General features: G+C 73.4%; 26 protein-coding genes. 17 read left to right on the top strand and 9 right to left on the bottom strand.

All coding sequences use genetic code 11. The features are described from left to right. Positions 1–94: 94 nt before the first annotated feature. On the bottom strand, positions 95–697 hold the full coding sequence (locus E4198_RS01080; RefSeq protein ID WP_136181459.1) for a DUF5134 domain-containing protein: 603 nt from the start codon (positions 695–697) through the stop codon (positions 95–97). A gap of 173 nt (positions 698–870) precedes the next feature. Next, complete coding sequence (locus E4198_RS01070) at positions 871–1,263, bottom strand: VOC family protein (protein WP_136181458.1); 393 nt, start codon at positions 1,261–1,263, stop codon at positions 871–873. A gap of 39 nt (positions 1,264–1,302) precedes the next feature. On the opposite strand from E4198_RS01070, the gene E4198_RS01065 reads away from it, so the two are divergent. Next, on the top strand, positions 1,303–1,848 hold the full coding sequence (locus tag E4198_RS01065; protein ID WP_136181457.1) for a GNAT family N-acetyltransferase: 546 nt from the start codon (positions 1,303–1,305) through the stop codon (positions 1,846–1,848). A 51-nt stretch (positions 1,849–1,899) separates the two neighbouring features. Here E4198_RS01065 and E4198_RS01060 read toward each other — a convergent pair whose 3' ends face one another. Then, a complete protein-coding gene (locus E4198_RS01060; protein ID WP_136181456.1) occupies positions 1,900–2,613 on the bottom strand; it encodes a glycerophosphodiester phosphodiesterase family protein in 714 nt (237 codons plus the stop codon). Between the two features lie 231 nt (positions 2,614–2,844). Between E4198_RS01060 and E4198_RS01055 the strand changes: the two genes are divergently transcribed. The 6 genes from E4198_RS01055 to E4198_RS01030 all read left to right on the top strand — a co-directional run bounded on the left by E4198_RS01055 (position 2,845) and on the right by E4198_RS01030 (position 9,493). After that, on the top strand, positions 2,845–4,239 hold the full coding sequence (locus tag E4198_RS01055; protein WP_136181455.1) for a DUF6421 family protein: 1,395 nt from the start codon (positions 2,845–2,847) through the stop codon (positions 4,237–4,239). 74 nt (positions 4,240–4,313) lie between these two features. Then, entirely contained in the window at positions 4,314–5,093 is a 780-nt protein-coding gene (locus tag E4198_RS01050; protein WP_136181454.1) for an SDR family NAD(P)-dependent oxidoreductase, read from the top strand. Beyond that, positions 5,090–6,175, top strand: a complete 1,086-nt coding sequence (locus E4198_RS01045; protein WP_027764667.1) for a low specificity L-threonine aldolase — start codon at positions 5,090–5,092, stop codon at positions 6,173–6,175. The genes E4198_RS01050 and E4198_RS01045 overlap by 4 nt, the downstream gene beginning before the upstream one ends. A 151-nt stretch (positions 6,176–6,326) precedes the next feature. Beyond that, positions 6,327–6,647: a hypothetical protein gene (locus E4198_RS01040; RefSeq protein WP_027764668.1), complete on the top strand. Its 321-nt coding sequence runs from the start codon at positions 6,327–6,329 to the stop codon at positions 6,645–6,647. Between the two features lie 40 nt (positions 6,648–6,687). Further along, positions 6,688–8,079, top strand: coding sequence for a hypothetical protein (locus E4198_RS01035; RefSeq protein WP_136181453.1), 1,392 nt, complete (start codon positions 6,688–6,690; stop codon positions 8,077–8,079). A gap of 76 nt (positions 8,080–8,155) precedes the next feature. Next, positions 8,156–9,493, top strand: coding sequence for a S8 family serine peptidase (locus E4198_RS01030; protein ID WP_136181452.1), 1,338 nt, complete (start codon positions 8,156–8,158; stop codon positions 9,491–9,493). Positions 9,494–9,526: 33 nt separating this feature from the next. Here E4198_RS01030 and E4198_RS01025 read toward each other — a convergent pair whose 3' ends face one another. Then, positions 9,527–10,246, bottom strand: a complete 720-nt coding sequence (locus E4198_RS01025) for a lysophospholipid acyltransferase family protein (RefSeq protein WP_136181451.1) — start codon at positions 10,244–10,246, stop codon at positions 9,527–9,529. Between the two features lie 178 nt (positions 10,247–10,424). Between E4198_RS01025 and E4198_RS01020 the strand changes: the two genes are divergently transcribed. From E4198_RS01020 to E4198_RS01005, 4 genes are all read left to right on the top strand, one after another. Further along, on the top strand, positions 10,425–10,742 hold the full coding sequence (locus E4198_RS01020; protein WP_136181450.1) for a thioredoxin family protein: 318 nt from the start codon (positions 10,425–10,427) through the stop codon (positions 10,740–10,742). A gap of 256 nt (positions 10,743–10,998) precedes the next feature. Further along, positions 10,999–11,784 (top strand): electron transfer flavoprotein subunit beta/FixA family protein, encoded by a 786-nt coding sequence (locus tag E4198_RS01015; protein ID WP_078529224.1) that lies wholly within the window; start codon positions 10,999–11,001, stop codon positions 11,782–11,784. A 66-nt stretch (positions 11,785–11,850) separates the two neighbouring features. Next, complete coding sequence (locus E4198_RS01010; RefSeq protein ID WP_136181449.1) at positions 11,851–12,813, top strand: electron transfer flavoprotein subunit alpha/FixB family protein; 963 nt, start codon at positions 11,851–11,853, stop codon at positions 12,811–12,813. A 209-nt stretch (positions 12,814–13,022) separates the two neighbouring features. Continuing rightward, a complete protein-coding gene (locus tag E4198_RS01005; RefSeq protein WP_136185106.1) occupies positions 13,023–14,312 on the top strand; it encodes an aldolase in 1,290 nt (429 codons plus the stop codon). 54 nt (positions 14,313–14,366) lie between these two features. Here E4198_RS01005 and E4198_RS01000 read toward each other — a convergent pair whose 3' ends face one another. Further along, positions 14,367–15,356, bottom strand: a complete 990-nt coding sequence (locus E4198_RS01000; protein ID WP_247597838.1) for a LacI family DNA-binding transcriptional regulator — start codon at positions 15,354–15,356, stop codon at positions 14,367–14,369. Between the two features lie 230 nt (positions 15,357–15,586). Between E4198_RS01000 and E4198_RS00995 the strand changes: the two genes are divergently transcribed. The 3 genes from E4198_RS00995 to E4198_RS00985 all read left to right on the top strand — a co-directional run bounded on the left by E4198_RS00995 (position 15,587) and on the right by E4198_RS00985 (position 18,582). Next, a complete protein-coding gene (locus E4198_RS00995; RefSeq protein WP_136181448.1) occupies positions 15,587–16,528 on the top strand; it encodes an ROK family protein in 942 nt (313 codons plus the stop codon). Positions 16,529–16,668: 140 nt separating this feature from the next. Then, positions 16,669–17,679: an NUDIX hydrolase gene (locus E4198_RS00990; protein ID WP_136181447.1), complete on the top strand. Its 1,011-nt coding sequence runs from the start codon at positions 16,669–16,671 to the stop codon at positions 17,677–17,679. 183 nt (positions 17,680–17,862) lie between these two features. Then, a complete protein-coding gene (locus E4198_RS00985) occupies positions 17,863–18,582 on the top strand; it encodes a class F sortase (protein WP_136181446.1) in 720 nt (239 codons plus the stop codon). Positions 18,583–18,660: 78 nt separating this feature from the next. Here the strand turns inward: E4198_RS00985 and E4198_RS00980 are convergent, their stop codons facing one another. Then, positions 18,661–20,025: a dipeptidase gene (locus E4198_RS00980; protein ID WP_136181445.1), complete on the bottom strand. Its 1,365-nt coding sequence runs from the start codon at positions 20,023–20,025 to the stop codon at positions 18,661–18,663. Positions 20,026–20,189: 164 nt separating this feature from the next. On the opposite strand from E4198_RS00980, the gene E4198_RS00975 reads away from it, so the two are divergent. The 3 genes from E4198_RS00975 (at position 20,190) to E4198_RS00965 (ending at position 23,481) form a co-directional block, all read left to right on the top strand. Next, complete coding sequence (locus tag E4198_RS00975) at positions 20,190–21,455, top strand: geranylgeranyl reductase family protein (protein ID WP_136181444.1); 1,266 nt, start codon at positions 20,190–20,192, stop codon at positions 21,453–21,455. 113 nt (positions 21,456–21,568) lie between these two features. Then, positions 21,569–22,819 carry a sensor histidine kinase gene (locus E4198_RS00970; RefSeq protein ID WP_136181443.1) on the top strand — a complete coding sequence of 417 codons (1,251 nt, stop codon included), beginning with the start codon at positions 21,569–21,571 and terminating at the stop codon, positions 22,817–22,819. Then, positions 22,816–23,481 (top strand): response regulator transcription factor, encoded by a 666-nt coding sequence (locus tag E4198_RS00965; RefSeq protein ID WP_136181442.1) that lies wholly within the window; start codon positions 22,816–22,818, stop codon positions 23,479–23,481. The genes E4198_RS00970 and E4198_RS00965 overlap by 4 nt, the downstream gene beginning before the upstream one ends. On the opposite strand, the gene E4198_RS00960 is transcribed toward E4198_RS00965, so the two are convergent. The 3 genes from E4198_RS00960 to E4198_RS00950 all read right to left on the bottom strand — a co-directional run bounded on the left by E4198_RS00960 (position 23,442) and on the right by E4198_RS00950 (position 25,135). Then, positions 23,442–23,759 carry a DUF6332 family protein gene (locus E4198_RS00960; RefSeq protein ID WP_136181441.1) on the bottom strand — a complete coding sequence of 106 codons (318 nt, stop codon included), beginning with the start codon at positions 23,757–23,759 and terminating at the stop codon, positions 23,442–23,444. The genes E4198_RS00965 and E4198_RS00960 overlap by 40 nt on opposite strands. Before the next feature lie 62 nt (positions 23,760–23,821). Beyond that, positions 23,822–24,289, bottom strand: a complete 468-nt coding sequence (locus tag E4198_RS00955) for a DUF4442 domain-containing protein (protein WP_136181440.1) — start codon at positions 24,287–24,289, stop codon at positions 23,822–23,824. A 102-nt stretch (positions 24,290–24,391) separates the two neighbouring features. Further along, complete coding sequence (locus tag E4198_RS00950) at positions 24,392–25,135, bottom strand: maleylpyruvate isomerase family mycothiol-dependent enzyme (RefSeq protein WP_136181439.1); 744 nt, start codon at positions 25,133–25,135, stop codon at positions 24,392–24,394. Between the last annotated feature and the right edge of the window lie 6 nt (positions 25,136–25,141).

Raw genomic sequence — 25,141 nt, 5'->3', positions numbered from 1 at the left:
GACGCATGCCTCACGTCTCGCGGGTGCGAGCGGCACGATCACGAGGCGGCAGGCCGTGGCGGCAGGCCGTCTCACGTGGCGGCGGGTGGCGCGGTCACACCGTGAGCAGCATGGCGAAGGAACTCAGGGCCAGCGTGAGCCGGCACGCGTGGGCCATCCCCGCGGCGGGAGGAAGGCGCCGGAAGGCGCCCGCTCCGCTCCCTGCGGGAGCCGTGGCCGGGACCGCCGCAGCCGGGGCCAGCCGGGCGCCGGTGTACAGCGCGAAACCCGCGAAGTAGGCGAGTAGGGCGCCGGTCAGCACGGGTACGCCGCCGGGTCCCGCGCCGTGCCCGGCGTGCTGTCCGCCGCCTGCGGCCGCCATCACCATCGCCATGTACGCCATCGCCAGCGCCTCCAGCGCGTGGTGCAGGCCGTGCCCGAAGTGCCGGCCGCCGGCACGGTCGGCCCGCACCGGGCGGGCCGACCACAGCGCCGCGGCCGCCAGCGCGCCGAAGAACACCGCGAAGGCGGCCTCCGCGACCGCTCCGGCGGGCCGGACGGGCAGCGCCATGGCCGCCATGGCCAGGCCCATCACCCCCTCGACGCGCGCCCCGCCGGGTGGCGCACCGGCGGCACGCGCGGCCCTGCGCAGGCAGTACACTCCCGTGGCCCCGCACATCACGACCAGCAGCCAACTCACCACGGCAGGCCCGTGCATGACGCCCCCTCCGCGCTCGCCGTCGCACGGAGGCTTCCCTCACACCGATGGCTGCAAGGCGGCGCACGGAGGCATCCGGAGGGGCGTGCGCACCCCGGCGTGCGCCCCGGGGCGTTCCCCCGGAGTCCGGCGCGGCGCCCGGCCCGGACCGTCCGGGCCGCCCGGATCGGACCTCAGAGGCCCGGGCGGTAGCGCATCGGGTGGTCGGCCGGCACCTCCACCACGCAGATCCGCACGCCGTCCGGGGCGGCGATCCACATCTCCTCCAGCCCCCACGGCTCCCGCAGGGGCGGACGCAGCACCTCGGCGCCCGCGGCGCCCAGCTCCGCGTGGGCCGCGGCGACGTCGTCGACCTGGAGCCACAGCCGCAGGCCGGGAGAGGACGGTTCCTCGGCACGGCCGGAGATCTCCAGGAACCCGCCGCCGAGGAAGTAGACGGTGCCGCGCTCCGGTCCGGTGCCGAACTCGCGGGCCACCGCCAGGCCCAGCGTCCCGCCGTAGAAGGCGCGGGAACGTTCGGGGTCGGTGGGCCGGAGCAGGATGCGGCTGCTCAGTACATGGACCATGGGGCCGGACGATAGCGCGCTGCGGTTACGCTCCGGGACATGGACAACGCCGACACCCGCACCGCGCTCGCCTTCCGTACCGCCGAGGAGGCCGACGTGCCGGCGCTGGTCGCCCTGATCGAGTCCGCCTACCGGGGTGAGAGCAGCCGGGCGGGGTGGACCACCGAGGCGGACCTGCTGGGCGGGCAGCGCACCGACCCCGAGGGCGTCCGGGCCGTCGTCGCGTCCCCGGAGAGCCGCATGCTCCTGGCCGAGGAGGACGGGGAGACGGTCGCCTGCTGCCAGCTGGAGAACCGCTCCGGCCTGGCCTACTTCGGGATGTTCGCCGTGCGCCCCGGTCTCCAGGGTGGTGGCCTCGGCAGGCGGGTGCTGGCGGAGGCCGAGCGCGCCGCCCGCGAGGAGTGGGGAGCCCGGGAGATGCACATGACGGTGATCGTCCAGCGTGAGGACCTGATCGCCTGGTACGAGCGCCGCGGATACGCCCGGACCGGCGAACTCAGCCCCTTTCCCTACGGCGACGAGCGCTTCGGCCTCCCGCAGCGGGAGGACCTGGCCTTCGAGCTGCTGGTCAAGACCCTCGACTGAGCGGAACCGGACCGCTCCGGGCGCTTCGGGGGGCGGGGCGGGGCCGCCGCCTCAAGACCGTCCGCGGTCCCCGGCGGCGTCCCGGGGCGTCTCCCGGACCGCGACGAGGATCTCCGGCCTGTCGGTCACCACGCCGTCCAGCTCCAGTTCGCGGGCGCGCTGAAGGTCCTCCGGCGTGTTCACCGTCCAGCTGATCACCTCGATGCCGGACTCGTGAGCCGCCTTCACGGTCTCCGTCTCGATGTGGCACAGCTCCAGGGAGACCATCACCGCGCCCAGCTCGCGGGCGCGCCCGGGAGCCGTCGGCGAGGAGCGCCCGGCGACCAGCACCAGCGGCATGTCGGGCAGCAGGGTGCGCGTCTCCCGCAGCGCCTCGTCGTGGAACGAGATCACGGTGACCCGCTCGTGCAGGTCGTGCTTCTCGATGGCCTCCGCCAGCACCCGGGCGGCGGCGGCGTCCTTGATCTCCGCCTGGAGCGGCGCCTTCACGGCCGCCACGACCTCCTCGAACACCGGGACGCGCTCGCCCCGGCCGGCGTCCAGCTCGCGCAGCTCGGTCAACGTGAAGCCGGAGACCGGCCCGGTGCCGTCGGTGGTCCGGTCCACCTCCGCGTCGTGCATCACGACCAGCGCGCCGTCGCTGCTCAGGTGGAGGTCGAGTTCGATCACGTCCACCCCCTCGCGGTCGGCGCGGCGGAAGGACCGCAGGGTGTTCTCGGGCTCGACACCCATCAGGCCGCGGTGGCCGACTGTGAGCATGGACACGTGAACGCTCTCGCTTTCCTGCGGTGGCCGACGGCGGTGTGCCGCCTCAGACTAGCGGCCGTGGAGGGAAGTTCGGGGCCTCCACCCTGTCCACCCGAACGGACGACACCGACAGGAAGAACAGCGGTATGAGGGGGGCCAGGCAGAAGAATTTCCGCGATCGCCACTTGAGGGGGTGACGTTCTCCCGATACCGTGGTCGTACGCGATTTTCTCCCGTGGAGGTCCGGTCATGACGGAAATTCTTTCGCCCAGCAGCGTGGACGGCCCCGCCGTGTCCACGGACCGGGTGGTGGATCACCCCGCCTGGCCCGTGCTCAAGCAGGCCGTCGAAGCGCTGCGGCCCGCCCAGTCCAAGGACGGCTCGATCGACTTCGCGGCCGAGGACGCCCCGACCCGCGCCGAGGTCGAAGCCGGGCTGGAGCGCGTCGTGACCGCCGTCCAGGAGCTGGCGCCGCTGGTTTCGCACGACGCCGCCTACCTGGAGGCCCTGGTCGCCGACCTGCGCCGGTGGGCCGCGGACGGCTTCGGCGTGCCCGACTTCCTGGACTCGCTGCTCGCCTTCCAGCCCGCCCGGCAGCGCGCCGACGGCCTCCAGCACCTGGTCCTCTTCCCGATGTACACCCAGAACGGCAACCCCGACCGCAACCTCGAGGCCGTCGTCCTGCGCATGGTGTGGCCCGACTGGCTGGCCGAGCTGGAGCGCACCCGGTACGACAACCCGCTGTTCTGCGGCATCGCGTTCGAGGACTTCACAGCCGGCTACGACACCAACTCCGCGGTGCTCTTCCCGGAGACCATCGCCGTGCGCGAGGCCCCGGACCGCTTCACCTGGGGCGGCATCTTCTGCGACCGCGAGGCCGCCCGCTTCCGCCGCGTGATCGACGCCGCCTGCGAGGTCACCAGCCTGGAGCTGCCGCAGGACGCCAAGGGCCTCCTCACCGACCAGGAGCGTGCCCAGCAGGCGTTCGTGCTGTGGGACATGGTCCACGACCGCACGCACAGCCACGGCGACCTGCCGTTCGACCCGTTCATGATCAAGCAGCGCCAGCCGTTCTGGATGTATGGCCTGGAGGAGCTGCGCTGCGACCTGACCGCCTTCGGCGAGGGCGTCAAGCTCGAGGCCGACGGCGTCCCGCAGGGCCGCGACGTGCAGTACGCCATGCTGCTCGACCGCCTCTTCCGCTTCCCCGTCACCGGCGAGCGCAACCGCAACTACGACGGCCTGGGCGGCCAGCTCCTCTTCGCCTACCTCCACAAGCACGACGCGCTGCGCTGGACGGACAACAAGCTCACCGTCGACTGGGACCGCGCCCGCGAGGTGACCGTCGCCCTCCGCGAGGAGATCGAGACCCTCTACCGCGAGGGCATCGACCGCCCCAAGCTGGTGCACTGGTTCAAGGCCTACGAGCTGGTCTCCACCTACCTCGCCCCGCACCCCGGCTCGACCTGGGCCAAGGGCCCGGACGCGCTGGACCTCGACCTCCCCCCGCGCAAGCTCGTCGACGACGTGCTTCCCGACGAGTTCCCGCTGAGCATGTTCTACGAGGCCCTTCGCAAGAAGCTCCGCGGTGTGATCGCATCGACCAAGGGCATCACCGCCGAGTCCGCCGCCCTCGCCGCGTGAGCGGTGGGACGACGGACCACGGGCGGCAGGCCGGAGTCGGGCCCGCGAGGGCACAGCGCAGAGAGGCGATCAGCATGACCAGTACCAGGACCGACGGCGGGACCACCGGCGGTGACGGCGGCCTGGACGGCGCGGTCGTTGCCGTCGCCGGCGCGGCCGGCCCCGCGGGCCAGGCGGCCCTGCTGCGGCTTGCCGAGGCGGGTGCCACGGTGGTGGCCGCCGACGCCGACGCGGAGCGGCTGGCGCAGGCCGTCGACGCGGCGAGGTTCGCGCACGGCGGCGCCACCGTCACCGGCGACACCGTCGACCTGCTCGACCTGGCCGCCACCCGCGAGTGGGTGGCCCGCACCGAGAAGGAGTTCGGCCGCATCGACGGCCTGGTGCACCTCGTCGGCGGCTGGCGCGGCTCCGCGCACTTCGCCGAGACCGACCTCGGCGACTGGGACGTGCTGCACGATTTGCTGATCCGCACCGTGCAGCACACGTCTCTCGCCTTCCAGGGCGCCCTGGAACGCAGCGGCAACGGCCGCTTCCTCCTGATCAGCGCCGCCGGAGCGAGCAACCCCACGGCGGGCAACGCCGCCTACTCCGCGTCCAAGGCGGCCGCCGAGGCGTGGACGCTGGCGCTCGCCGACGCCTTCCGCAAGACGGGGGGCGAGAGCCCGCCGCCCGCCGCGGCTGCGATCCTGGTCGTGAAGGCCCTGGTGAACGACCAGATGCGCAAGGAACGGCCGAACGCCAAGTTCAAGACGTTCACCGACGTCCGCGACCTGGCAGACGCCATCGCCGGGACCTGGAACCAGCCGACCGAGGAAGTGAACGGACAGCGCCTGTGGCTCACACCCCAGCCGTGACGGCCCCCGCGCGGGCGGCCACGGACGCCAAGCGGCACCACGACCCCGCGGTGCGCGGCTTCGCCAGCGACAACTACGCCGGCGCGCACCCGGAGATCCTGGCCGCCCTCGCGCTGGCCAACGAGGGCCACCAGACTGCGTACGGCGGCGACGCCTACACCGCGCACCTCCAGCAGCTGATGCGCTCGCACTTCGGCCCGTACGCGGAGACCTTCCCGGTCTTCAACGGCACCGGCGCCAACGTGGTCGCCCTCCAGGCGCTCACCGACCGCTGGGGTGCGGTGATCTGCGCCGACACCGCCCACATCCACGTCGACGAGTGCGGCGCGCCCGAACGCGTCGGCGGGCTCAAGCTGCTCACCGTGCCGACCGAGGACGGCAAGCTCACCCCCGAGCTGATCGACCGTGAGGCGTTCGGCTGGGACGACGAGCACCGCGCCATGCCGCAGGTCGTCTCCCTCGCCCAGAACACCGAGCTCGGCACGCTGTACACGCCGGACGAGATACGCGCCGTCTGCGACCACGCGCACGAACGCGGCATGAAGGTGCACCTGGACGGCGCCCGCATCGCCAACGCCGCCGCCGCCCTCGACGTCCCCATGCGCGCCTTCACCTACGCCGCGGGCGTGGACGTGCTCTCCTTCGGCGGCACCAAGAACGGCATGCTCTTCGGCGAGGCCGTCGTCGTGCTGAACCCGGACGCCGTGCGGGCGATGAAACACCTGCGCAAGCTGTCCATGCAGCTCGCGTCCAAGATGCGCTTCGTCTCCGTCCAGCTGGAGGCGTTGCTCGCCAAGGACCTCTGGCTGCGCAACGCCCGCCACGCCAACACCATGGCCCAGCGCCTGGCCGCCGGCGTACGGGCCGTCCCCGGCGTGGAGATCCTCTACGCCGTTGAGGCCAACGCGGTCTTCGCCCGGCTCCCGCACGACGTCAGCGAGCGGCTCCAGAAGCGCTTCCGCTTCTACTTCTGGGACGAGACGGCCGGCGACGTGCGGTGGATGTGCTCGTTCGACACCACCCCGGACGACGTCGACTCCTTCGTGGACGCGCTCCGCGAGGAGATGGCCGCCTCGCGCTGACCGGCGCACCGTCAGCCCCGGCGCCCCTCGGGGCGCCGGGGCTGACGCGCTTCGTCCCGTGTCGGACGCCCATGGCATCCTTGTCCGTGACCGATCATGGACAGCCCGTAGGGGCTGGGCGCGTGCAGACGACTCAGGGGGGAGCACGAACATGGGTGAGATGCGGGTCGACCTCAGCGAACTCGAGGAGACCGTGCGCAAGCTCGGCCGGGTCACCTCAGCCATGGGCGAGTCGGTGACGAAGAGCAAGTACAACACCTTCCTGCCCGACGGCGCCCTGGGCGGTGGCGGCTTCCAGGAGGCACGCGACCTCACCGGCGCACACGGCGAGATGAAGACGCACATCGAGGAGATCGTGCGCGTCATCAACGACGTCATCGCCGATTTCGGCACCAACACCAAGAAGGCGCACGGCAACTACCAGAACGCCGAGTACGACGCCAAGCACGGCATGGACAACGGCCAGGCCTGAGCGGCCCGGCAGCGGAGAACGATCGGGGGCGAGGGCGCAGATGAGCGACCAGGGCGGACAGTTCGGCTTCGAGTACGAGCAGGCGAACATGTGCTTCACCGGCGAGGTGAAGACTCCGTTCGCGACGGGCGAGACCATCGACTCGATGAAGGCGATGCTGGCCGACGCCAAACCGGCAACGGTGCTCGGCGTCGCCGACGCGTGGAAGCACCTCCACGACCACCTGGTGGGCGGCGGAGACAGCGTCAAAGGCGGCTTCGACAAGGCCGTCAAGCACATCCTGGAGCACTGGGAGGGCGAGTCCGCGGACGAGTTCGCCAAGAAGGCCCAGAAGATCAGCCGGCAGATCGCCGACTGCGCCAAGTACGCAAGCCACACCTCGATCGCCATGCGCAACGCAGGAGAACGGCTGAACGACATCAAGCCGAAGGTCGATGCGATCGAGGTGCCCGGCGACGTCGACAGCGCGCTCAACGCGATCGGCGACGGCCTCACCCGCGACGACACCAAGTGGCGCGGCGAGATCCAGGGCAACGAGGGCGCCCAGCGCGCCCTGGACAACCACCACGACGACCTCTCGGCAGGCCGCGAGGAGCAGCTCAAGACCGCCGCCCTCATGGAGACGCTGGCGCTGACGTACTCCTCCCAGGCGAGGACCATGGGTTCATGGGACAAGCGGAAGCCGAACCGCGACACGGAGCACGAGTACCCCGGAGACCCCGGGGGCGTGGTGCCCGTACCCGTGATCGTGACTCCGGACGTGAGCGGGCCGTCGGCAGCCGCGCCGGGCCGGGGGAGTACTGCCACGCCCGCAGTCGGCAGCGGAACTCCGAAGACGATATCGCCGAACGCGTCGCAGGTCGTGCCGGCTACCGGTACCAGGCTCGACAGCGTCTCCGGCGGCACGACCACGGCTCCGGGGAACGGCGGCACACCTGTGAGCTCTGGCGGAGGCCGGAGTGTTCCCACTGGTGTTCCCACAGCCGGGCCCACCGGTGGAGTGCCGGGAGGCCCCGGGCTGGTCGGTCGCGCTTCGGGAAATCGTGGTATGCCCGCAGGGGGCGCGAGCGCCACCGGAGCAGGCTCAACGGTCGGCCGTGGCGGAGGCGGTGCCGCTCCCGGCGGGCGAGCTGCAGGGGGCAGTGGCGGTCGTGGCCCTCTCGCCCGGCAACGAGGCGGGACAGCCGATACGCCCAAAGCGGCAAGTGCCGCAGATCGACAGGGCGGTCAGGGACTGCACTCAAGCCGCGGTGGCACCCAGGCAGGTCAACGCGGCGCTCACGGCGGTGGGGCGATGCGCGGCGGTGGTGCTGCGGGCAACAGGCGGAGGGACGAAAGAGAGAGTGAGGGGCAGCGTCCCGACTATCTCGTCGAGGATGAGGAGACGTGGATGCCCAGGCGAAGGAATGTCGCCCCACCCACAATCGATTGACACGGCGACGGCAAACTGACGTGGTGGTGTTGTCCGTAGCCGCACCATCACTCACTGGAGATGAGGATGTCGACAGATGGTCATCAAACGGGCGCTGCTCACCGTCAGTGGCGCGGCGCTGGCGGCGGCGCTGGTCGTGCCCTCCGCTTCCACTGCTGTGGCGGATCAGGTCAGGGACGATCAGTGGGCGCTCGATGCTCTGGATGCAGAATCGGCTTGGAAGATCAGTAAGGGCGAGGGCCAGACGGTCGCGGTGATCGACACGGGGGTGAACCCGGACCACCCGGATCTCGTCGGAAACGTGCTCAGAGGGAAGGACTTCATCGACGGAGGTGACCCCCTTCCGGATGAAGGGGACGGTCACGGCACGGCGATGGCGTCTCTGATTGCAGGACACGGTCATGGACCAGGCAAGTCCGAAGGCGTCATGGGGTTGGCGCCCGAAGCGAAAATCCTGCCGGTCAGGAGCGACGGGATCGGCTCCAACAGCGGTGCTGACGCCGTCAAGTACGCAGTTGATCAAGGTGCCACCGTGATCAGCTGGTCTCAGGGCAGCGCAGGGAAGCCCGACCCGGACGTAGTGGACGCGATCGCCTATGCACTTGAGCGTGATGTGCCGGTGTTCGCGTCGACGGGCAATTCAGGAGCACCGGTCGAGTACCCGGCAGCGAACCCCGGAGTCGTCGCAGTCGGTGGGGTAACGGAAGACGGGACCATCTGGAGCGACTCGAACAAGGGGCCCGAAACGCTTCTCGTTGCTCCCGCGACGCGCATCGTCGGAGCCAGCTCAGGGGCGGGGGAGTCGTACCGCATGGGTACGGGCACGTCAGACGCGACCGCGTACGCGGCTGCGGCTGCTGCCTTGCTAAGGGCTGAGTTCCCAGATCTGACCGCAGGGCAGGTCGTGAACCGGCTGACCAAGACGGCTGAGTTGCCCCCATCGATCGAGGGCGCCAAGCTGCCGCATTCGCAGTACGGGTACGGTGCCATCCGGCCGACCGCCGCACTGACCGCAGAGATTCCCAAGGGGTCGGAGTTCGGGCCCTTGCGGGTGCCGCAAGCCATCAAGGATGCCAGGCAGGAAGCCCAGGAGCAGAAGGAACGGCTCGCCGAGTCCGCGGAGATGCAGAAGCAGGCGGACCGGAAGGCGATCATCGCGTGGTCGGTCATCGGGGCCGTCGGTCTGCTGGTGATCGCCCTCGTCGTCTGGCTGGTGGTGCGGCGCCGCCGCAAGCGGAACCGGCCCGGCGGGCCGGGGGGCCCGGGCGGGTTCCCGGGCCCGCCGGGACCGGGGCACCCGTACCCGTACCAGCAGCAGCCCTACGGCCAGCAGCCGCCGCCGCAGTACACCTCGTACGGCACGCCGCCGCCCCAGGGCCACCCGGCACCGCCGCCGCAGCCGCCGCCCCGGTAACCGGGGCTCCGGCGGCCCGGCCCGCCGCAGGCGCTACGCGCCGTGCGGCTGGGGCGGCGGCGGTGCCGTGCCGCCCAGGTGCGCGGGGAGCCACCAGGTGTCCTCCGCGTTGCGCGGGGTGCCCGGGTACGCCCGCTGCGCCGCCTCCAGCAGTTCGCCGACTCGCCCGCGCAGGCGCTCGGTCAGTGCCGAGGCGACCTCCCCGGGCTTGGCCACCAGGGGCTCGCCGACCCGGATGCTGATGGGGAAGTGGTTGCGGCCGAAGTCCCGCTTGTGGCCCTTGGTCCACAGCCGCTGCGTCCCCCACAGCGCCATGGGGAGCAGCGGCACGCCGGCTTCCTGCGCCAGCCGGGCCGCACCGGACTTGAAGTTCTTCAGGGTGAAGGACTGGGAGATGGTGGCCTCCGGGAAGACGCCGATGATCTCCCCGTCGCGCAGCGCTCGCAGCGCGTGCCCGTAGGCGTGCTCACCCTGCGCGCGGTCCACCGGGATGTGCTTCATCGCGCGCATCAGCGGGCCGGAGACCTTGTGCCGGAAGACGGACTCCTTGGCCATGAAGCGCACGAACCGCTTCGCGGGGAGGGCGGCCAGGCCCGTGAACACGAAGTCCAGGTACCCGATGTGGTTGCTGACCAGCACCGCGCCGCCGCTCCGGGGCACGTGTTCGGTGCCGCCTATGTCGAAGCGCAGATCGACCGCCTTGAAGAAGCTTCTGGCTATGCCGATGACGGGCGGGTAGACGAGCTCTGGCATGCGGGGGCCCTTCTCGTCGCGGTGTGGCATCCGCGACGGTGTATGAAATCCGGAGTACCTACGGGGACGTAACTTCCGGCCTCCGCGCATCGTGCCCGATCGCCGCACCAGAGACCACAGGCCCGTCCCGGCGGGGGGCGAGAGACTCGTCACCCGCCGCCGGTGCATCCTGGGAGTCATGACCGACGCATTGACGGCCGCCACGCTCGGTGTGGACCGGCTGGGCGCACGGGCGACACTCGTGCAGTTCTCCACCGCCTTCTGCCAGCCCTGCCGGGCCACTCGCCGCATCCTCGGTGAGGTGGCCGCGATGGTGGACGGCGTGTCACACGTCGAGATCGACGCGGAGGACCGGCTGGAACTGGTGCGGAGGCTGGAGATCACCGGGACGCCGACCGTGCTGGTGCTCGACGCCCGCGGCCGCGTCGTGCGCCGGGCGACGGGGCAGCCGCGGAAGGCGGACGTCATCGGCGCCCTGGGAAGGACGCTGCCGTGACGGCCGGAGCGCGTCCGGGCGGTGCGGTGAGCGTCGTGGGGCGGCGCGTGATTGAGTGGCCGTGTGGCCCGCTGGCCCCTTCCCGGCCCACGTTGGGAAGGTCACAGTTCGACATCCTTGCCAGCGGGGTACGTGACGGATGTACTGACGAGTAACAACGCCCGTTAACGCGTACTAAGCTGTCGTGCAGACCGGCCCGACCGGCCGGAACGCGTACACGACGAGCGCGTAGAGACGATGCAGTAGGAGAGCCGGCGTGAGCCTGAGGATCGTTGTCTGTGTGAAGTACGTGCCCGACGCCACCGGCGACCGGCACTTCAACGAGGACCTGACGACCGACCGCGAATCGGTCGACGGCCTGCTGTCGGAGCTCGACGAGTACGCCGTCGAGCAGGCCCTCCAGATCTCCGAGGACGCCGACGACGCCGAGGTCACCGTGCTGACCGTCGGTCCGGAGGACGCCAATGACGCGCTGCGCAAGGCGCTGTCGATGGGCGCCGACAAGGCCGTTCACGTCGAGGACGACGACCTGCACGGCACGGACGCGCTTGGCACCTCGCTCGTTCTCGCCAAGGCGGTGGAGAAGACCGGATACGACCTCGTGATCTGCGGCATGGCCTCCACCGACGGCACGATGGGCGTGCTGCCCGCGATGCTCGCCGAGCGGCTGGGCGTGCCGCAGGTGACGCTACTGTCCGAGGTCGCGGTCTCCGACGGCAAGGTCACTGGTCGGCGCGACGGTGACGCCGCCACCGAACACCTCGAGGCGTCCTTGCCGGCCGTGGTCTCGGTGACGGACCTGTCCGGCGAGGCGCGCTACCCGTCCTTCAAGGGCATCATGGCGGCGAAGAAGAAGCCCGTGGAGTCCCTGGACCTGGACGACCTGGACATCGACGCGGACGACGTCGGCCTCGAGGGCGCCTGGACCAAGGTCACCGACGCCACCGAGCGCCCGCCGCGCACCGCCGGCACCGTGGTCGAGGACGAGGGCGAGGGTGGCAAGCAGCTCGCCGAGTTTCTTGCGGGGAAGAAGTTCATCTGACGGCTCCGGCCGTCTCCGCCCCCGCCCGCACGCCCCGTCACGACTTTCCGCAGGAGAAACGAAACCATGGCTGAAGTCCTTGTCTACGTCGACCACGTGGACGGTGCCGTCCGCAAGCCGACGCTCGAACTGCTGACCCTCGCCCGCCGTATCGGCGACCCGGTCGCCGTGCACCTGGGCCCCGGTGCCGAAGACGCCGCGAAGACCCTCGGCGAGTACGGCGCGGTGAAGGTGCTCGCCGCCGACGCCCCCGAGTTCGCCGACTACCTGGTCGTCCCGAAGGTCGACGCCCTCCAGGCCGCGTACGACGCCGTCTCGCCGGCCGCGGTGCTGGTGCCCTCCTCCGCCGACGGCAAGGAGATCGCCGCCCGCCTGGCCGTCCGCATCGGCTCCGGCCTGATCACCGACGCCGTCGACCTGGAGGCCGGGGACGAGGGCCCGGTGGCCACCCAGTCGGTCTTCGCCGCCGGCTACACCACCAAGTCCCGCATCACCCGCGGCACTCCGGTCGTCACCGTCAAGCCCAACTCCGCCGCGCCGGAGGCCGCCTCGGCCGCAGGTACGGTCGAGCAGTTGGACGTCTCGTTCGGCGAACTGGCCCAGGGCACCCGCGTGACGTCGCGGAACGCGCGCGAGGCGACCGGGCGTCCGGAGCTGACCGAGGCCGCGATCGTGGTCTCCGGCGGACGTGGCGTCAACGGCGCGGAGAACTTCCACGTCATCGAGGAGCTCGCGGACTCCCTCGGTGCCGCGGTCGGCGCCTCCCGTGCCGCGGTGGACGCGGGCTGGTACCCGCACTCCAACCAGGTCGGCCAGACGGGCAAGTCCGTGTCGCCGCAGCTGTACGTGGCGGCCGGCATCTCCGGGGCCATCCAGCACCGCGCCGGCATGCAGACCTCGAAGACCATCGTCGCGATCAACAAGGACTCCGAGGCGCCGATCTTCGAGCTGGTCGACTACGGCGTGGTCGGTGACCTGTTCCAGGTGCTGCCGCAGCTCACCGAGCAGGTGAAGGCCCGCAAGGGCTGACGCCGCTCCGGCCGGGCCTCCGGCCGTCGCCGCACCGGGCCCCGTACGCCCGCCTCCACGGCCGGGCGTACGGGGCCCGGTCGCGTGTCACTGCCGCGGACGGCGCTTGACCGGGCGGGTGCGGGCGGTTAGCGTCCCAGCAGAACTTCAACGTTTTGTTGATGAACGGCTTGCTTCCGGTCTCCCGGGAGAGAAGGGCGGCGGCACAGATGGCGCAGGACCAGCCGGTGGCGACCACGTTCGCTGCATCGATCACCCGGGACGCGGCCGCGGCGCTCGCCGGAGTCGACGCCGAACTGGCGCGCCGCTACCCCGGCGACCCGGGGACCCGCCAGCCCGTCCACACCGTCTACGTCCCCGGGGACGCCGTCGACGAGGGCACTCCGCGTTCCTGGGGCGACCAGGCCCTCGAACTCCTCGACGCACACGCCCCGGACGCCCAGGCGTTCGCCGCCGTGCTCGGACTCCCCGACGCACTCGCCGAACCGGTCCACCGGCGGGTGCGCGCCAAGCTCGCCCACCAGCCCGTCGAAGACCTGCGCATCGACTTCGAGGACGGCTACGGTCCCCGGCCCGACGACGAGGAGGACGCCGCCGCGGCCCGGGCGGCCCGCACCGTCGCCGCGATCTGCCGCGACGCCGCGCCCGGCGCCGCGCCCGTGCACCTCGGCATCAGGATGAAGTGCCTGGAGGCGGCCGTCCGCGACCGCGGCATCCGCACCCTCGACGTCTTCCTCACCGGCCTCGCCGAAGCCGGCGGCCTCCCCGGGCAGCTGGTGCTCACTCTGCCCAAGGTCACCTATCCCGAGCAGGTCTCCGCCATGGTGCGGCTGCTGGAGGAGTTCGAGGGCGCCCACGCGCTGCCGTCCGGACGCCTGGGCTTCGAGATCCAGATCGAGACCACCCAGTCCGTCCTCGGTCCCGACGGCACCGCCACGGTCGCCCGCATGATCGACGCCGCCGCCGGACGCTGCACCTCGCTCCACTACGGCACCTTCGACTACAGCGCCGCCTGCGGCGTCGGTGCCGCCCACCAGGCGCTGGACCACCCGGTGGCCGACCACGCCAAGGCCGTCATGCAGGTCGCCGCCGCCGGCACCGGCGTGCGACTCAGTGACGGCTCCACCAACGTGCTCCCGGTCGGCACCACCGCCCGCGTGCACGACGCCTGGCGGCTCCACCACGACCTCGTCCGCCGCTCCCTGGCCCGCGCCTATTACCAGGGCTGGGACATGCACCCCGGCCACCTGCCGACCCGGTACGCCGCCGTGTACGCCTTCTACCGCGAGGGCATGGAGCAGGCCGCCGCCCGCCTCGCCGCCTACGCCGCGCGCACCGCCGGGGACGTGATGGACGAGCCCGCGACGGCCCGCGCACTCAGCGGCCACCTGCTGCGCGGGCTGGACTGCGGAGCGCTCGACTCGGCCGAGGTCGCCAAGCTGACCGGGATGACCCGCGCCGACCTCGACGCCCTCGCCGGACGGCCCGCGGCCTGCTGACCTCCGGTTCCTCTCCGGCCGAGGGATGACGGACGGACGGCAGGGAGCGGCGTACTACCCCTGCACGGGCGGGAGTTCACCCGAGCCGCGGGCCAGCAGGCGGGTGGGCAGCGTCACCCGCTCCGGCGCGCCGGCGGCTCCGGCCAGCCGCCGGAACAGCAGCCCGGCGGCGGTGCCGCCGAGCAGCGCGGGGTCCTGGGCCACCACCGTCACCGGCGGCGACAGCAGATCGGCGAGCTCGAAGTCGTCGAAGCCCACCAGTGCCGTCGGGCGCGGCCGTCCCGCAAGAACCCGGACCAGCGACACCGTGACCCGGTTGTTGCCGGCGAGGAACGCGGTCACCGGCGCGTGACCGGCCAGGATGCGCTCCGCCTCCGCACGTACCCGGGCGGGCTCCGTGGGTCCCAGGGAGACCCACGCCGGGTCGACCGGCAGGCCGGCGTCCGCCATGGCTGCGCGGTAGCCGCGCAGGCGCTCGGCGGCCGTCTGGATCTCCGGCCGGTCGCCCAGGAAGCCGATGCGCCGGTGCCCGTGCGCGATGAGGTGGGCGGTGCCCTCGCGCGCGCCGCCGGCGTTGTCGCTGAGTACCACGTCGGCGTCCAGCAGGCCGGGGGAGCGGTCCACGAAGACGGTGGCCACCCCGGCGTCCATCTCGGGCCGCAGGTACCGGTGGTCGTCGCCCGCCGGCACCACCACCAGGCCGTCCACCCGTCGCGCGCACAGGGCCAGTACCAGCTCCCGCTCGCGTTCCGGGTCCTCGGCGCTGGAGCCGTTGATCAGCAGAGCCCCGTGGGCGCGGGCGGCCTCCTCCACGGCCCGGACGAGCGGCGCGTAGAACGGGTCGGCGAGGTCTTCGAGCACCATGCCGATGCCCGCCGTGCGGCCCTGGCGCAGCAGGCGCGCGCCGTCGTTGCGGCGGAAGCCGAGCGCGTCGATGGACGCGCGTACCCGCAGCCGGGTGTCCGGTGCCACCCCCTCCTCGCCGTTGACCACCCGTGAGACCGTCTTCAGGCCGACCCGGGCGTGCGCGGCCACGTCCTTCATCGTCGGCCGCCCGGCGGGGCGGACGGCGGCCGGACGGGGGAGGCCCGGACGGGAGGGCGGCGGGGGCTCGGCCACGGCATCCCGTCCTCGTCGTGTCGTCGTCACGCGCCGACGACACGGACGCGCAGGTGCGGGAGCAGCATACTCCGGGCCGTGCATCGAACTGGACAACGTTGTCATACTGGAGCGCCGACCCGCCCGCCCGCTCACCTCCGGAGACACGCACCGCCATGCCCCACGACCTCGTCGCCGCCCTGGACATCGGCGGCACCAAGATCGCCGGCGCTCTCGTGGACGGCGACGGCGCGCTGTTCGCCCGCGTGCTGCGCCCCACCCCCGCACAGGAGAGCGGCGAGCGGGTGATGGCGGCGGTGAGCGAGGTCCTCGACCACCTCGCCGCGAGCCCCCTGTGGCCCCGGGTGGACGCCGTGGGCATCGGCAGCGCCGGGCCGGTCGACGCCCGCAACGGCACCGTCAGCCCGGTCAACATCCCCGGCTGGCGGGACCACCCGCTGGTCGACGGCGTGCGGCGGTCCACCGGGCCGCTGCCGGTCACCCTCGTCGGCGACGGCGTGGCGATGACCGCGGCCGAGCACCTGGTGGGCGCCGCCCGCGGCCACCGCTCCGCGCTGTGCATGGTGGTGTCGACCGGTGTGGGCGGTGGCCTGGTCCTCGACGGCCGACTTCATCCGGGCCCCACCGGCAACGCCGGTCACATCGGCCACATCAGCGTCGCGCTCGACGGCGAGTCGTGTCCGTGCGGCGCCCGCGGCTGCGTGGAGCGCCTGGCCAGCGGCACCGCCATCGCCCGGCACGCCCGCGCCGGGGGATGGCGGCCCCGGCCCGGTCAGGACGCGGGCGCGGCCGGCGTGGCCGCCGCCGCCCGGGAGGGCGACCCCGTCGCCACCGCCGCCTACACCCGGGCGGCCCGCGCGCTGGCGGCCGCGATTTCCGCGACCGCGGCGCTGGTCGAGATCGAGGTCGCGGTGATCGGCGGCGGCGTCGCCGGGGCCGGAGAGGTGCTGTTCGCGCCGCTGCGGGCGGCGCTGGAGGACTTCGCCAGGCTGTCCTTCGTGCGGGGGCTGACCGTCGTACCCGCGGCCACCGGCACCGACGCCGGCCTGATCGGCGCCGCCGCGGCCTCCCGCACCCTGCTGCGCCAGGACGGCTGAGCCGGCCCGTCAGGCCGACCGGTACGGGGGCGTGCGGGCTCCCGTGCCGGGCGCCGGAGGTGCGCCGGTGCGTTTCCCCCACGGGGTGGAGCGGGCACCGTAGGGAGGTCGAGAACGGGGGGCGAGGAAGAGGGGGATCTGTGATCGTCTGGTTGAACGGCGCGTCCGGCGCGGGCAAGACCACCACGGCGCACGAACTGCTCGACCTGCTTCCCGGGAGCACGCTCTACGACCCCGAACTGCTCGGCCCGGGCCTGCGCAGCATGCTGCCCCCGGACCGGGCGGCCGACGACGTGCGCGAACTCCGCTCCTGGCGCCGCCTCCTGGCGGACGGCGCCGCCGCGCTCCTCACCGAGGTGCCCGGCCCGCTGATCACCCCGGTGTCGCTGCTGCGGCAGGACCACCGCGACGAGATATTCGGGGCGCTCGCCGCCCGCCGCATACCGGTCTGCCACGTGCTGCTGCACTGCGACGCGGCCACGCTGCGGGCCCGCGCACCGGAGGGGGAGCAGCCCGGCGGGCCCGCCGAGCCCGAGCACGCACGGCGCGCCGCGTACGAGGCGGCGCTGCCCTGGCTGACGGCTGACGCGCACACCGTGGACACCACCGGACGGACGCCCGCGGACGTCGCCGCCCTGGTCGCGGAGGCGGTCGGCAAGGGCGCCGGCCTGCCGGGCATCGTGCAGACGCCGGAGCCGACGGCCGAGACGCTCGCCGCCGGGGTGCTGCTCTTCGACGAGGACGACCGGGTCCTGCTCGTCGACCCCACCTACAAGCCCGGCTGGGAGTTCCCCGGCGGGATCGTCGAGCACGGCGAACCGCCCGCCCGGGCCGGCATGCGGGAGGTCGCCGAGGAACTCGGCATCGAACTCGCCGCCGTGCCGCGGCTGCTGCTCGTCGACTGGGAGCCGCCGAGGCCGCCCGGCTTCGGCGGCCTTCGCCTGCTCTTCGACGGCGGAGTGCTGCCCGCGCCCCGCGCCGCGGAGGTGCTGCTCCCCGCCGCCGAGCTGCGCGGCTGGCGCTTCGCGACCGAGTCCGAGGCGGCCGGACTGCTGCCGCCCGTGCGGCACCGCCGCCTGACCTGGGCGCTGCGCGCCCGGGAGCGCGGCACCACGCTCAACCTGGAGGGCGGCGTGCCCGTCGGCGTCTGAGCCCGGCGAGCCGCCGCGCAGGGCGGGCACCGTCCTCGGGGCTCCGGGGGCTCCGGGGGCCCCGAGGTCTTCGGGGGCGCCTCCCGCGTACGCGGTACGGACGCGCACCGCTCGCGGGCGGCGGGCGCCCGCCCTAGCGTGACGGTGACGCCCGGCCCCGAGCCAGGACGGTGCACCGCGCGCATGGACGACGACCGCTCCCCGTTCCGCGAACTGCTGCGGCACGCGCAGGACCTGCTGCCCCGCGGCGGACAGGCCGCGCTCGGGGCCGCCGCGTTCGCCCTGGTGATCGGCCTGACCCTGATCCGCACCGGAACCGATGCGCCGCCCCGCCCGCCGCAGCCGGACCCTGCGGCGGCCCGGTCGGCGGCCACCCCCGGCGAGCCGTCCCCGGACCACCGGACCGGGGACGGCGCCCGCCGGATTCCGCCGGCGCGCGCCCCGATCGCCGCCTCGCCTCCCCGGCGGGTGGTCATCCCCGCCGCTGGCGTGGACGCCCCCGTGTCCCCCGTGGGCCTTGGCCCGAAGGGCCTGCTGGAGGTGCCGCCGCCGCAGGCGGAGAACCTCGCCGGCTGGTACGAGGGCGCCGCCACGCCCGGCGAACGCGGCACCGCCGTCGTCGTCGGCCACGTCGACAACGCGTCCGGACCGGCCGTCTTCTTCCGGCTCGGCGCCGTGCAGCGCGGATCCGAAGTCCGCGTGGCGCGAGAGGACGGCCGCACCGCCGTGTTCACCGTGTACGCGGTCGAGCTTCACCGGAAGGAGGCGTTCCCCGGCGACCGGGTCTACCGTGACACCGGACGGGCCGAGCTGCGCGTCATCACCTGCGGCGGCGGCTACGCCGAGGAGACCGGCTACCAGGGCAACGTCGTCGCCTACGCCCGCCTGACCGGCGTCCGGTGACATCGCGTCATCCGCGCCCGCCTGCGCCTGCGCGTCCCCGCCACCGCATCCCGGCGGCAGGCCCTCCCGCCGGGCCGGTCAGCCGCAGGCGGCGGCGTACCGCTGCAGGAACAGCGCCTCGGCCAGCGCCAGCGCGCGGAGCTCCCGCGGGCACACGCTCTCGTTCACGGCGTGGATCTGCGCCTCCGGTTCGCTCAGCCCGATGAGCAGGATCTCGGCCTCCGGGTAGAGCGAGGCGAGGGTGCTGCACAGCGGGATCGACCCGCCCTGGCCGGCCGTCGCCATCTCCACGCCGTCGTACGCCTCCCGCATCGCCGCGGCCATCGCCGTGTACGCCGGGCTGGAGGTGTCGGCCGCGAACGGCTGCCCCCGGCCGACCTGCTCCACCGACACCCGCGCGCCCCACGGCACGTGCGACTCCAGGTGGGAGACCAGCAGTTCGGCTGCCTTCGCGGCATCCGTGCCCGGCGGTACGCGCAGGCTCACCAGCGCCCGCGCGGATGCCTGCACCGACCCCGTGGCGCCGACCACCGGCGGGCAGTCGATGCCCAGCACGGTCACTGCCGGACGTGCCCAGAGCCGGTCCGCGACGGTGCCGGAGCCGATCAGCCCGACGCCGTCGAGTACCCGGGCGTCGCGCCGGAAGTCCTCCTCGGGGTACGCGAGGCCCTCCCAGGCGGCCGAGGCGTCGAGGCCGTCGACGGTGGTCGAGCCGTCCTCGCCGCGCAGCGAGTCCAGCAGGCGGATCAGCGCCGCCAGCGCGTCGGGCGCCGCCCCGCCGAACTGGCCGGAGTGCAGGTTGCCCGCGAGGGTGTCGACCTGCACCCGCACCATCGCCATGCCGCGCAGCGAGGCGGTGACGGTCGGCAGCCCGGCCCGGAAATTGCCGGTGTCGCCGATCACGACCGTGTCCGCGGCCAGCAGTTCCGGGTGCGCCTCGGCGTAGCGCTCCAACCCTCCGGTGCCCTGCTCCTCCGAGCCCTCCACGACGACCTTGACGCCCACCGGGACGCCGCCGTCCTCCTTCAGCGCCCGCAGCGCTGTCAGGTGCATGACCAGGCCGCCCTTGCAGTCGGCGGCGCCCCGCCCGTACCAGCGGCCGTCTTCCCGTTCGGTGAGTTCGAACGGCGGGGAGTCCCAGCCGTCCGGGTCCAGCGGCGGCTGCACGTCGTAGTGCGCGTAGAGCAGCACGGTCGGCGCGCCCTCCGGGCCGGGCAGGTGCCCGTACACCGACTGCGTGCCGTCGGGGGTGTCCAGCAGCGCCACGTCCTGGAAGCCCTCGGCACGGAGCGCGTCCGCCACCCAGACGGCCGCCGCCTCGCACCCGCTGCGCGGGAACTGCTCGGGATCGGCGACCGACGGGAAGGCCACCAGCTCGGCGAGCTCCTCCCTGGCGCGCGGCATCAGCGACGCGACGGTGGCGGCGAGGGGGCTCTGCGGCATGGGAACGCTCCTTGTGGGGGCGACGTTGGGCACAGGTGTGCGGAGGAGGCACACGTGGGTGGCGGGTCGTGGCCGATCCTCCCACAGCCCGGCCGGCGGGCCGGGCCCCGTAGGATGCGGTCGCGACACCGCGCAGACGTCGAGAGAACGGGAGCCAGAGCAGCGTGAGCAGCGAGAACGGAGCCGGGGACAGCGAGACGGAGCGGAACGTGTGGGACGTCGTCGTGGTCGGTGCGGGTCCCGCGGGTGCCTCCGCCGCGTACGCCGCCGCCGTCGCCGGACGCCGGGTACTGCTGCTGGAGAAGGCCGAACTGCCGCGCTACAAGACCTGCGGCGGCGGCATCGTGGGCCTCTCCCGCGACGCGCTGCCGCCCGGTTTCGAACTGCCGCTGCGCGACCGGGTGCACGCCGTCACCTTCTCGCTGAACGGCCGCCTCACCCGCACCCGCCGTTCCCGCCGGATGCTGTTCGGCCTGCTCAACCGCCCCGAATTCGATCACGCGCTGGTGGAGTCGGCGGTGGACGCCGGCGCCGTGCTGCGCACCGGGGCGTCCGTCTCCCGCGTCGAGCAGCACGGACCGCTCGTCCCGGACCGGCGGACGGTCGCCGTGGTGCTCGCGGGCGAGGAGGAGCCCGTACTCGCCCGGGCGGTGGTCGGCGCGGACGGCAGCGCGGGCCGGATAGGCGCGCACGTCGGTGTGAAGCTCGACCAGGTCGACCTGGGCCTGGAGGCGGAGATCCCGGTGCCGGACAGCGTCGCCGAGGACTGGGCCGGCCGGGTCCTCATCGACTGGGGCCCGCTGCCGGGCAGTTACGGCTGGGTGTTCCCCAAGGGCGACACCCTCACCGTCGGCGTCATCTCCGCGCGCGGCGAGGGCGCCGCCACCAAGCGGTACCTGGACGACTTCATCGGCCGCCTCGGCCTGGCCGGCTTCGAACCCAGCATCTCCTCCGGCCACCTGACACGCTGCCGCACCGACGACTCACCGCTGTCCCGCGGCCGGGTGCTGGTGTGCGGCGACGCCGCCGGCCTGCTGGAACCCTGGACGCGCGAAGGCATCTCCTTCGCGCTCCGGTCCGGCCGCCTGGCGGGCGAGTGGGCGGTGCGCATCGCGGAGGCGCACGACGCCGTGGACACCCGGCGGCAGGCGCTCAACTACACGTTCGCGGTGAAGGCCGGTCTCGGCGTCGAGATGAGCATCGGCCGCCGGATGTTCACGGTCTTCGCCCGTCGCCCCGGTCTGCTGCACGCCGCGCTCACCGGCTTCCGGCCCGCCTGGACGGCGTTCGCCCGCATCACCCGCGGCGCGACCTCGCTGACCGAGATCGTCCGCACCCATCCGGTCGCACGCCGCGCACTGGACGCCATGGACCGCCCCGCACCCGCCCCGGCCCCGGCACCTGCCGGACCCTCGGACCCCAAGGGCTGACCGGGACCATCGGACGGGCCCCGCACCGGGGACCGCGTACTCCCGGGGGAGTAGCCGAGGGCACCGCGAGCGGCGGACGCCGGGCGGGGGCCGTCGGCGCTAGCGTGGCGGACATGCACCGAGCCCTCCTGCGGCACCGCCGCCGCGGCGGCCCGCCCTGGCGGCGTCTGCCGGGGCCGGCCCGTCCCGAAGCCCGCATCCCGTGGCGTTCCGCCCTGTTCCTGGCCGTCTTCACGATGGCCGGCGCGCACTTCGCGGCCGAGGGCCAGACCGGGCGGGAGCCGCTGGACCTCCTCGCCCGGCTGCTGCTGCTCGCCGGGCCCGCGCTGCTGCTGCTCCGCCTCCGCCTGCCGCGTTTCACGGTGTACGCGGTGGCGGGCGTCTGCCTGGTCTACCTCGCGGCAGGCTATCCGTACGGCCCGGTGTTCCTCAGTGTCGTCGTCGCCGCGTTCTCCGCCGTGGTCTCCGGGCGCCGGGTCGCCGCGTGGACGGCCCTCGGCGCGCTGTGGGCCGGACACCTCGCCGCCGGGCTCTGGCTCCACCCCTGGCTGCCGCCCGAGGGTGGCTCCGGCACCCCGCTGCTCCAGGCGCTCGTGATCGGCGCCTGGCTCGCCGTGGTCGTGCCGGTCGCCGAACTGGCGCGGGTGCGCCGGGAGCAGTGGGCGCGGGAGCGGGAGGAGCGCGTACGCGCCGAGGAGCGCCGTGCCGACGAGGAACGGCTGCGGATCGCCCGCGAACTGCACGACGTCCTCGCCCACAGCGTCTCCGTGATCAACGTGCAGGCCGGAGTGGGTCTCGCCCTCCTGGACTCCGATCCCGAACAGGCCCGCAGCGCGCTCACCACCATCAAGTCCGCCAGCAAGGAGGCGCTGGGCGAGGTGCGCCAGGTGCTGGACACCTTGCGTACCCCGGGTGCCGCACCGCGTGCGCCGGCCCCGGGGCTGGAACGCCTGCCCGAACTGGCCGAGCACGCGGCGGGAGCCGGACTGCGGGTCACCACCGAAACGGTGGGCGAGGCGGTGCCGCTGCCGCCCGGCGCGGATCTGGCGGCCTTTCGCATCGTCCAGGAGGCGCTGACCAACGTCGTGCGGCATTCTGCCGCGCGCACCGCCCGGGTGCGACTCGTCCACGGGCCGGGAACGCTGGAGATCACCGTCGACGACGACGGTCCGCCGTCCGGCGCGGACGGGCCGGACGGCGGCACCTCGGGAGGCAACGGCCTGGCCGGGATGCGGGAGCGGGCAGCCGTGCTCGGCGGCGGCATCGAGGCCGGTCCGCGCCCGGACGGCGGCTTCCGGGTGCGGGCCGTGCTGCCCACGCGTCCCGCGGCCCACCGCACCGGGCCGGGAGAGGAGACACCGTGATCCGCGTCCTGCTCGCCGACGACCAGTCACTGGTGCGGGCGGGCTTCCGCGCCCTGCTTGACGCGCAGCCCGGCCTGGAGGTCGCGGGGGAGGCCGCCGACGGCCAGGAGGCGCTGGCCCGGGTGCGGGAACTCGCCCCCGATCTGGTGCTGATGGACATCCGCATGCCCGTGCTCGACGGCCTCGCCGCCACCCGCCGCATCACCGGGGACCCGGCGCTGGGCGCGGTGAAGGTCGTCATGCTCACCACCTTCGAACTCGACGAGTACGTCTTCGAGGCGATCCGCGCCGGCGCCTCCGGCTTCCTGGTCAAGGACACCGAACCGGACGAACTCGTCCGCGCCGTGCACGCCGCGGTGCAGGGAGACGCCCTGCTCTCGCCCGGGGTCACCCGCCGGCTGATCGCCGAGTTCGCCGCCCGGTCCAAGGAGCCGGACGCCGCCACCGCGCTGGCCGGGCTGACCGAGCGGGAACGCGAGGTCATGACCCTGGTCGGGCTGGGGCTGTCCAACGAGGAGATCGCCCGGCGTCTGGTCGTCTCACCGCTCACGGCGAAGACCCACGTCAGCCGGGCCATGGTGAAGCTCGGTGCCCGGGACCGGGCCCAACTGGTGGTGCTGGCCTACGAGTCGGGACTGGTCCGGCCGGGCTGGCTCGGCTGAGGAGCCGCCTCCCGACGCTCGTGCCACTTCACCAGCACCCACACCACGCGGAGGATGAAGACCCACGAACCCAGCCACTGCGCCGTCCGCAGCCAGCTGTCGGGGGCGCCGTCGAACAGCGTCGGTGACGCCACCGCCAGGAACACCAGCCCGGCCAGCAGACCCCCGCTGAGCAGCGCGAAGACGATCTCCACCGCCGCGGCCTCACGTTCGGCCTGCGGACGCGGCCCGCGGCCGCGGACCCGCCGGGCCCCTCCTGCCTGCTGCTCCGCCTCCATGGGGGCATTGTGCCACCCGGTGCCGCGCCGCAGCACGTCCCCGCTCCACCGGAAGGGTCCGGTCAGGAACGAGACTGCTTGCGCCGCACGTACAGCTGCTTGCGCACCCGCGCCACCACCGTTCCGTCACCGGCCGTGATCTCGGCCTCGAACCAGGGCAGGGCCTTGTCGCCGTCCGCGGTCGCTCTGCGGATTTCCTCCAGCCGGTCCTCGGTGACGGTGAAGCGCGCGAAGACGTCGCCGCGGCCGGGGGAGACGTACTCGATCTCGGCGGCCTTGTCCCACACGATGTAGTCCCGGCCCAGCCGGTGCACGGCGAGCAGCGCGAAGAACGGGTCGCTCATCGAGTACAGCGACCCGCCGAAGTGGGTGCCGAAGTAGTTGCGGTTGAGCCTGCCCAGCCGGAGCCGCACCAGGGCGGTGCTCCAGTCGTCGGCGATCTCCAGCACCCTGATGCCCGCACCGCGGTACGGCGGCCACCAGGCCAGCGCCCGGCGCAGACCGCGCGGGCTGGACAGGATCTTCTGCATGCTCCGACGCTACCACGAAGTTACTCACCGGTAGATCGCAGGGTTGGTATCGGCCCGCGGTGGCGCGGAAGGCAGGCCGCGGCCTCCGCCGGGTTCGTCCGGTCAGCCGATCGCCGAGGTCTGCTGCCACAGCGTGGCCACGGACGCGTCCCCCTCGATGCGCACCCCGTCGCCGTACGGCAGCCGGTTCCACAGGGCGAGGTAGAGCGTGGCGGCGGGCCCGCTCAGCCGGCAGTCCGTCTCCCCGTCCGCGCCGCGTTCCACCGCGGGCGGCAGCTGGGACATCCGTACGGTCCACTCGCCCCCCGGCACGTCGGATGCGCGGACCGCGAGCGTCACCGGCCGCTCGCTGCGCACCCGGCTGCGGGAACGGGTGTGGAAGCCGGTCAGCAGCTCGTCGATGCCGTCACCGGCGAACTCCGCTGTCACCGGGCCGAGTTCGGCGCCTGCGGCCAGTTCGGCGTCCACCCGGTGGACGCAGGTCTCATGGGCCTGCCGGCGGGCCCAGAACGCCCGGGTGGAGGGGGAGCCGTCGAGGAACGACCAGCACTCCAGGTCCTCGCGGGCTTCCCGCAGGCAGTCGGCGAGCCGCCGGTGCCCGTCCCGGAACCACGCGGCCAGTTCGGCGTCCGTGACGTTCTCCTCGCCGATCGGGCGTGGTTCGGCTCGTGCTTCGGCGACGTAACCGCCCGCCCAGCGGTGCACGTTGCCGGTGTGCAGCACCAGGTCGCGCACCCGCCAGCCGGGGCACGACGGCACCTCGGCGTCCGGGCCGGCGCGCTCGGCGGCGGCGAGCAGGGCGTCGCCCTCGCTCTCGAGCGTGTCGATGTACGCGGCGGTTTCCATGCCCCG

This window comes from Streptomyces sp. RKND-216, assembly GCF_004795255.1.
Classification (GTDB): Bacteria; Actinomycetota; Actinomycetes; order Streptomycetales; family Streptomycetaceae; genus Streptomyces; species Streptomyces hazeniae.
The sequence above is the reverse complement of the archived record's forward strand: the minus strand, read 5'-3'. Positions and strand labels throughout refer to the sequence as shown.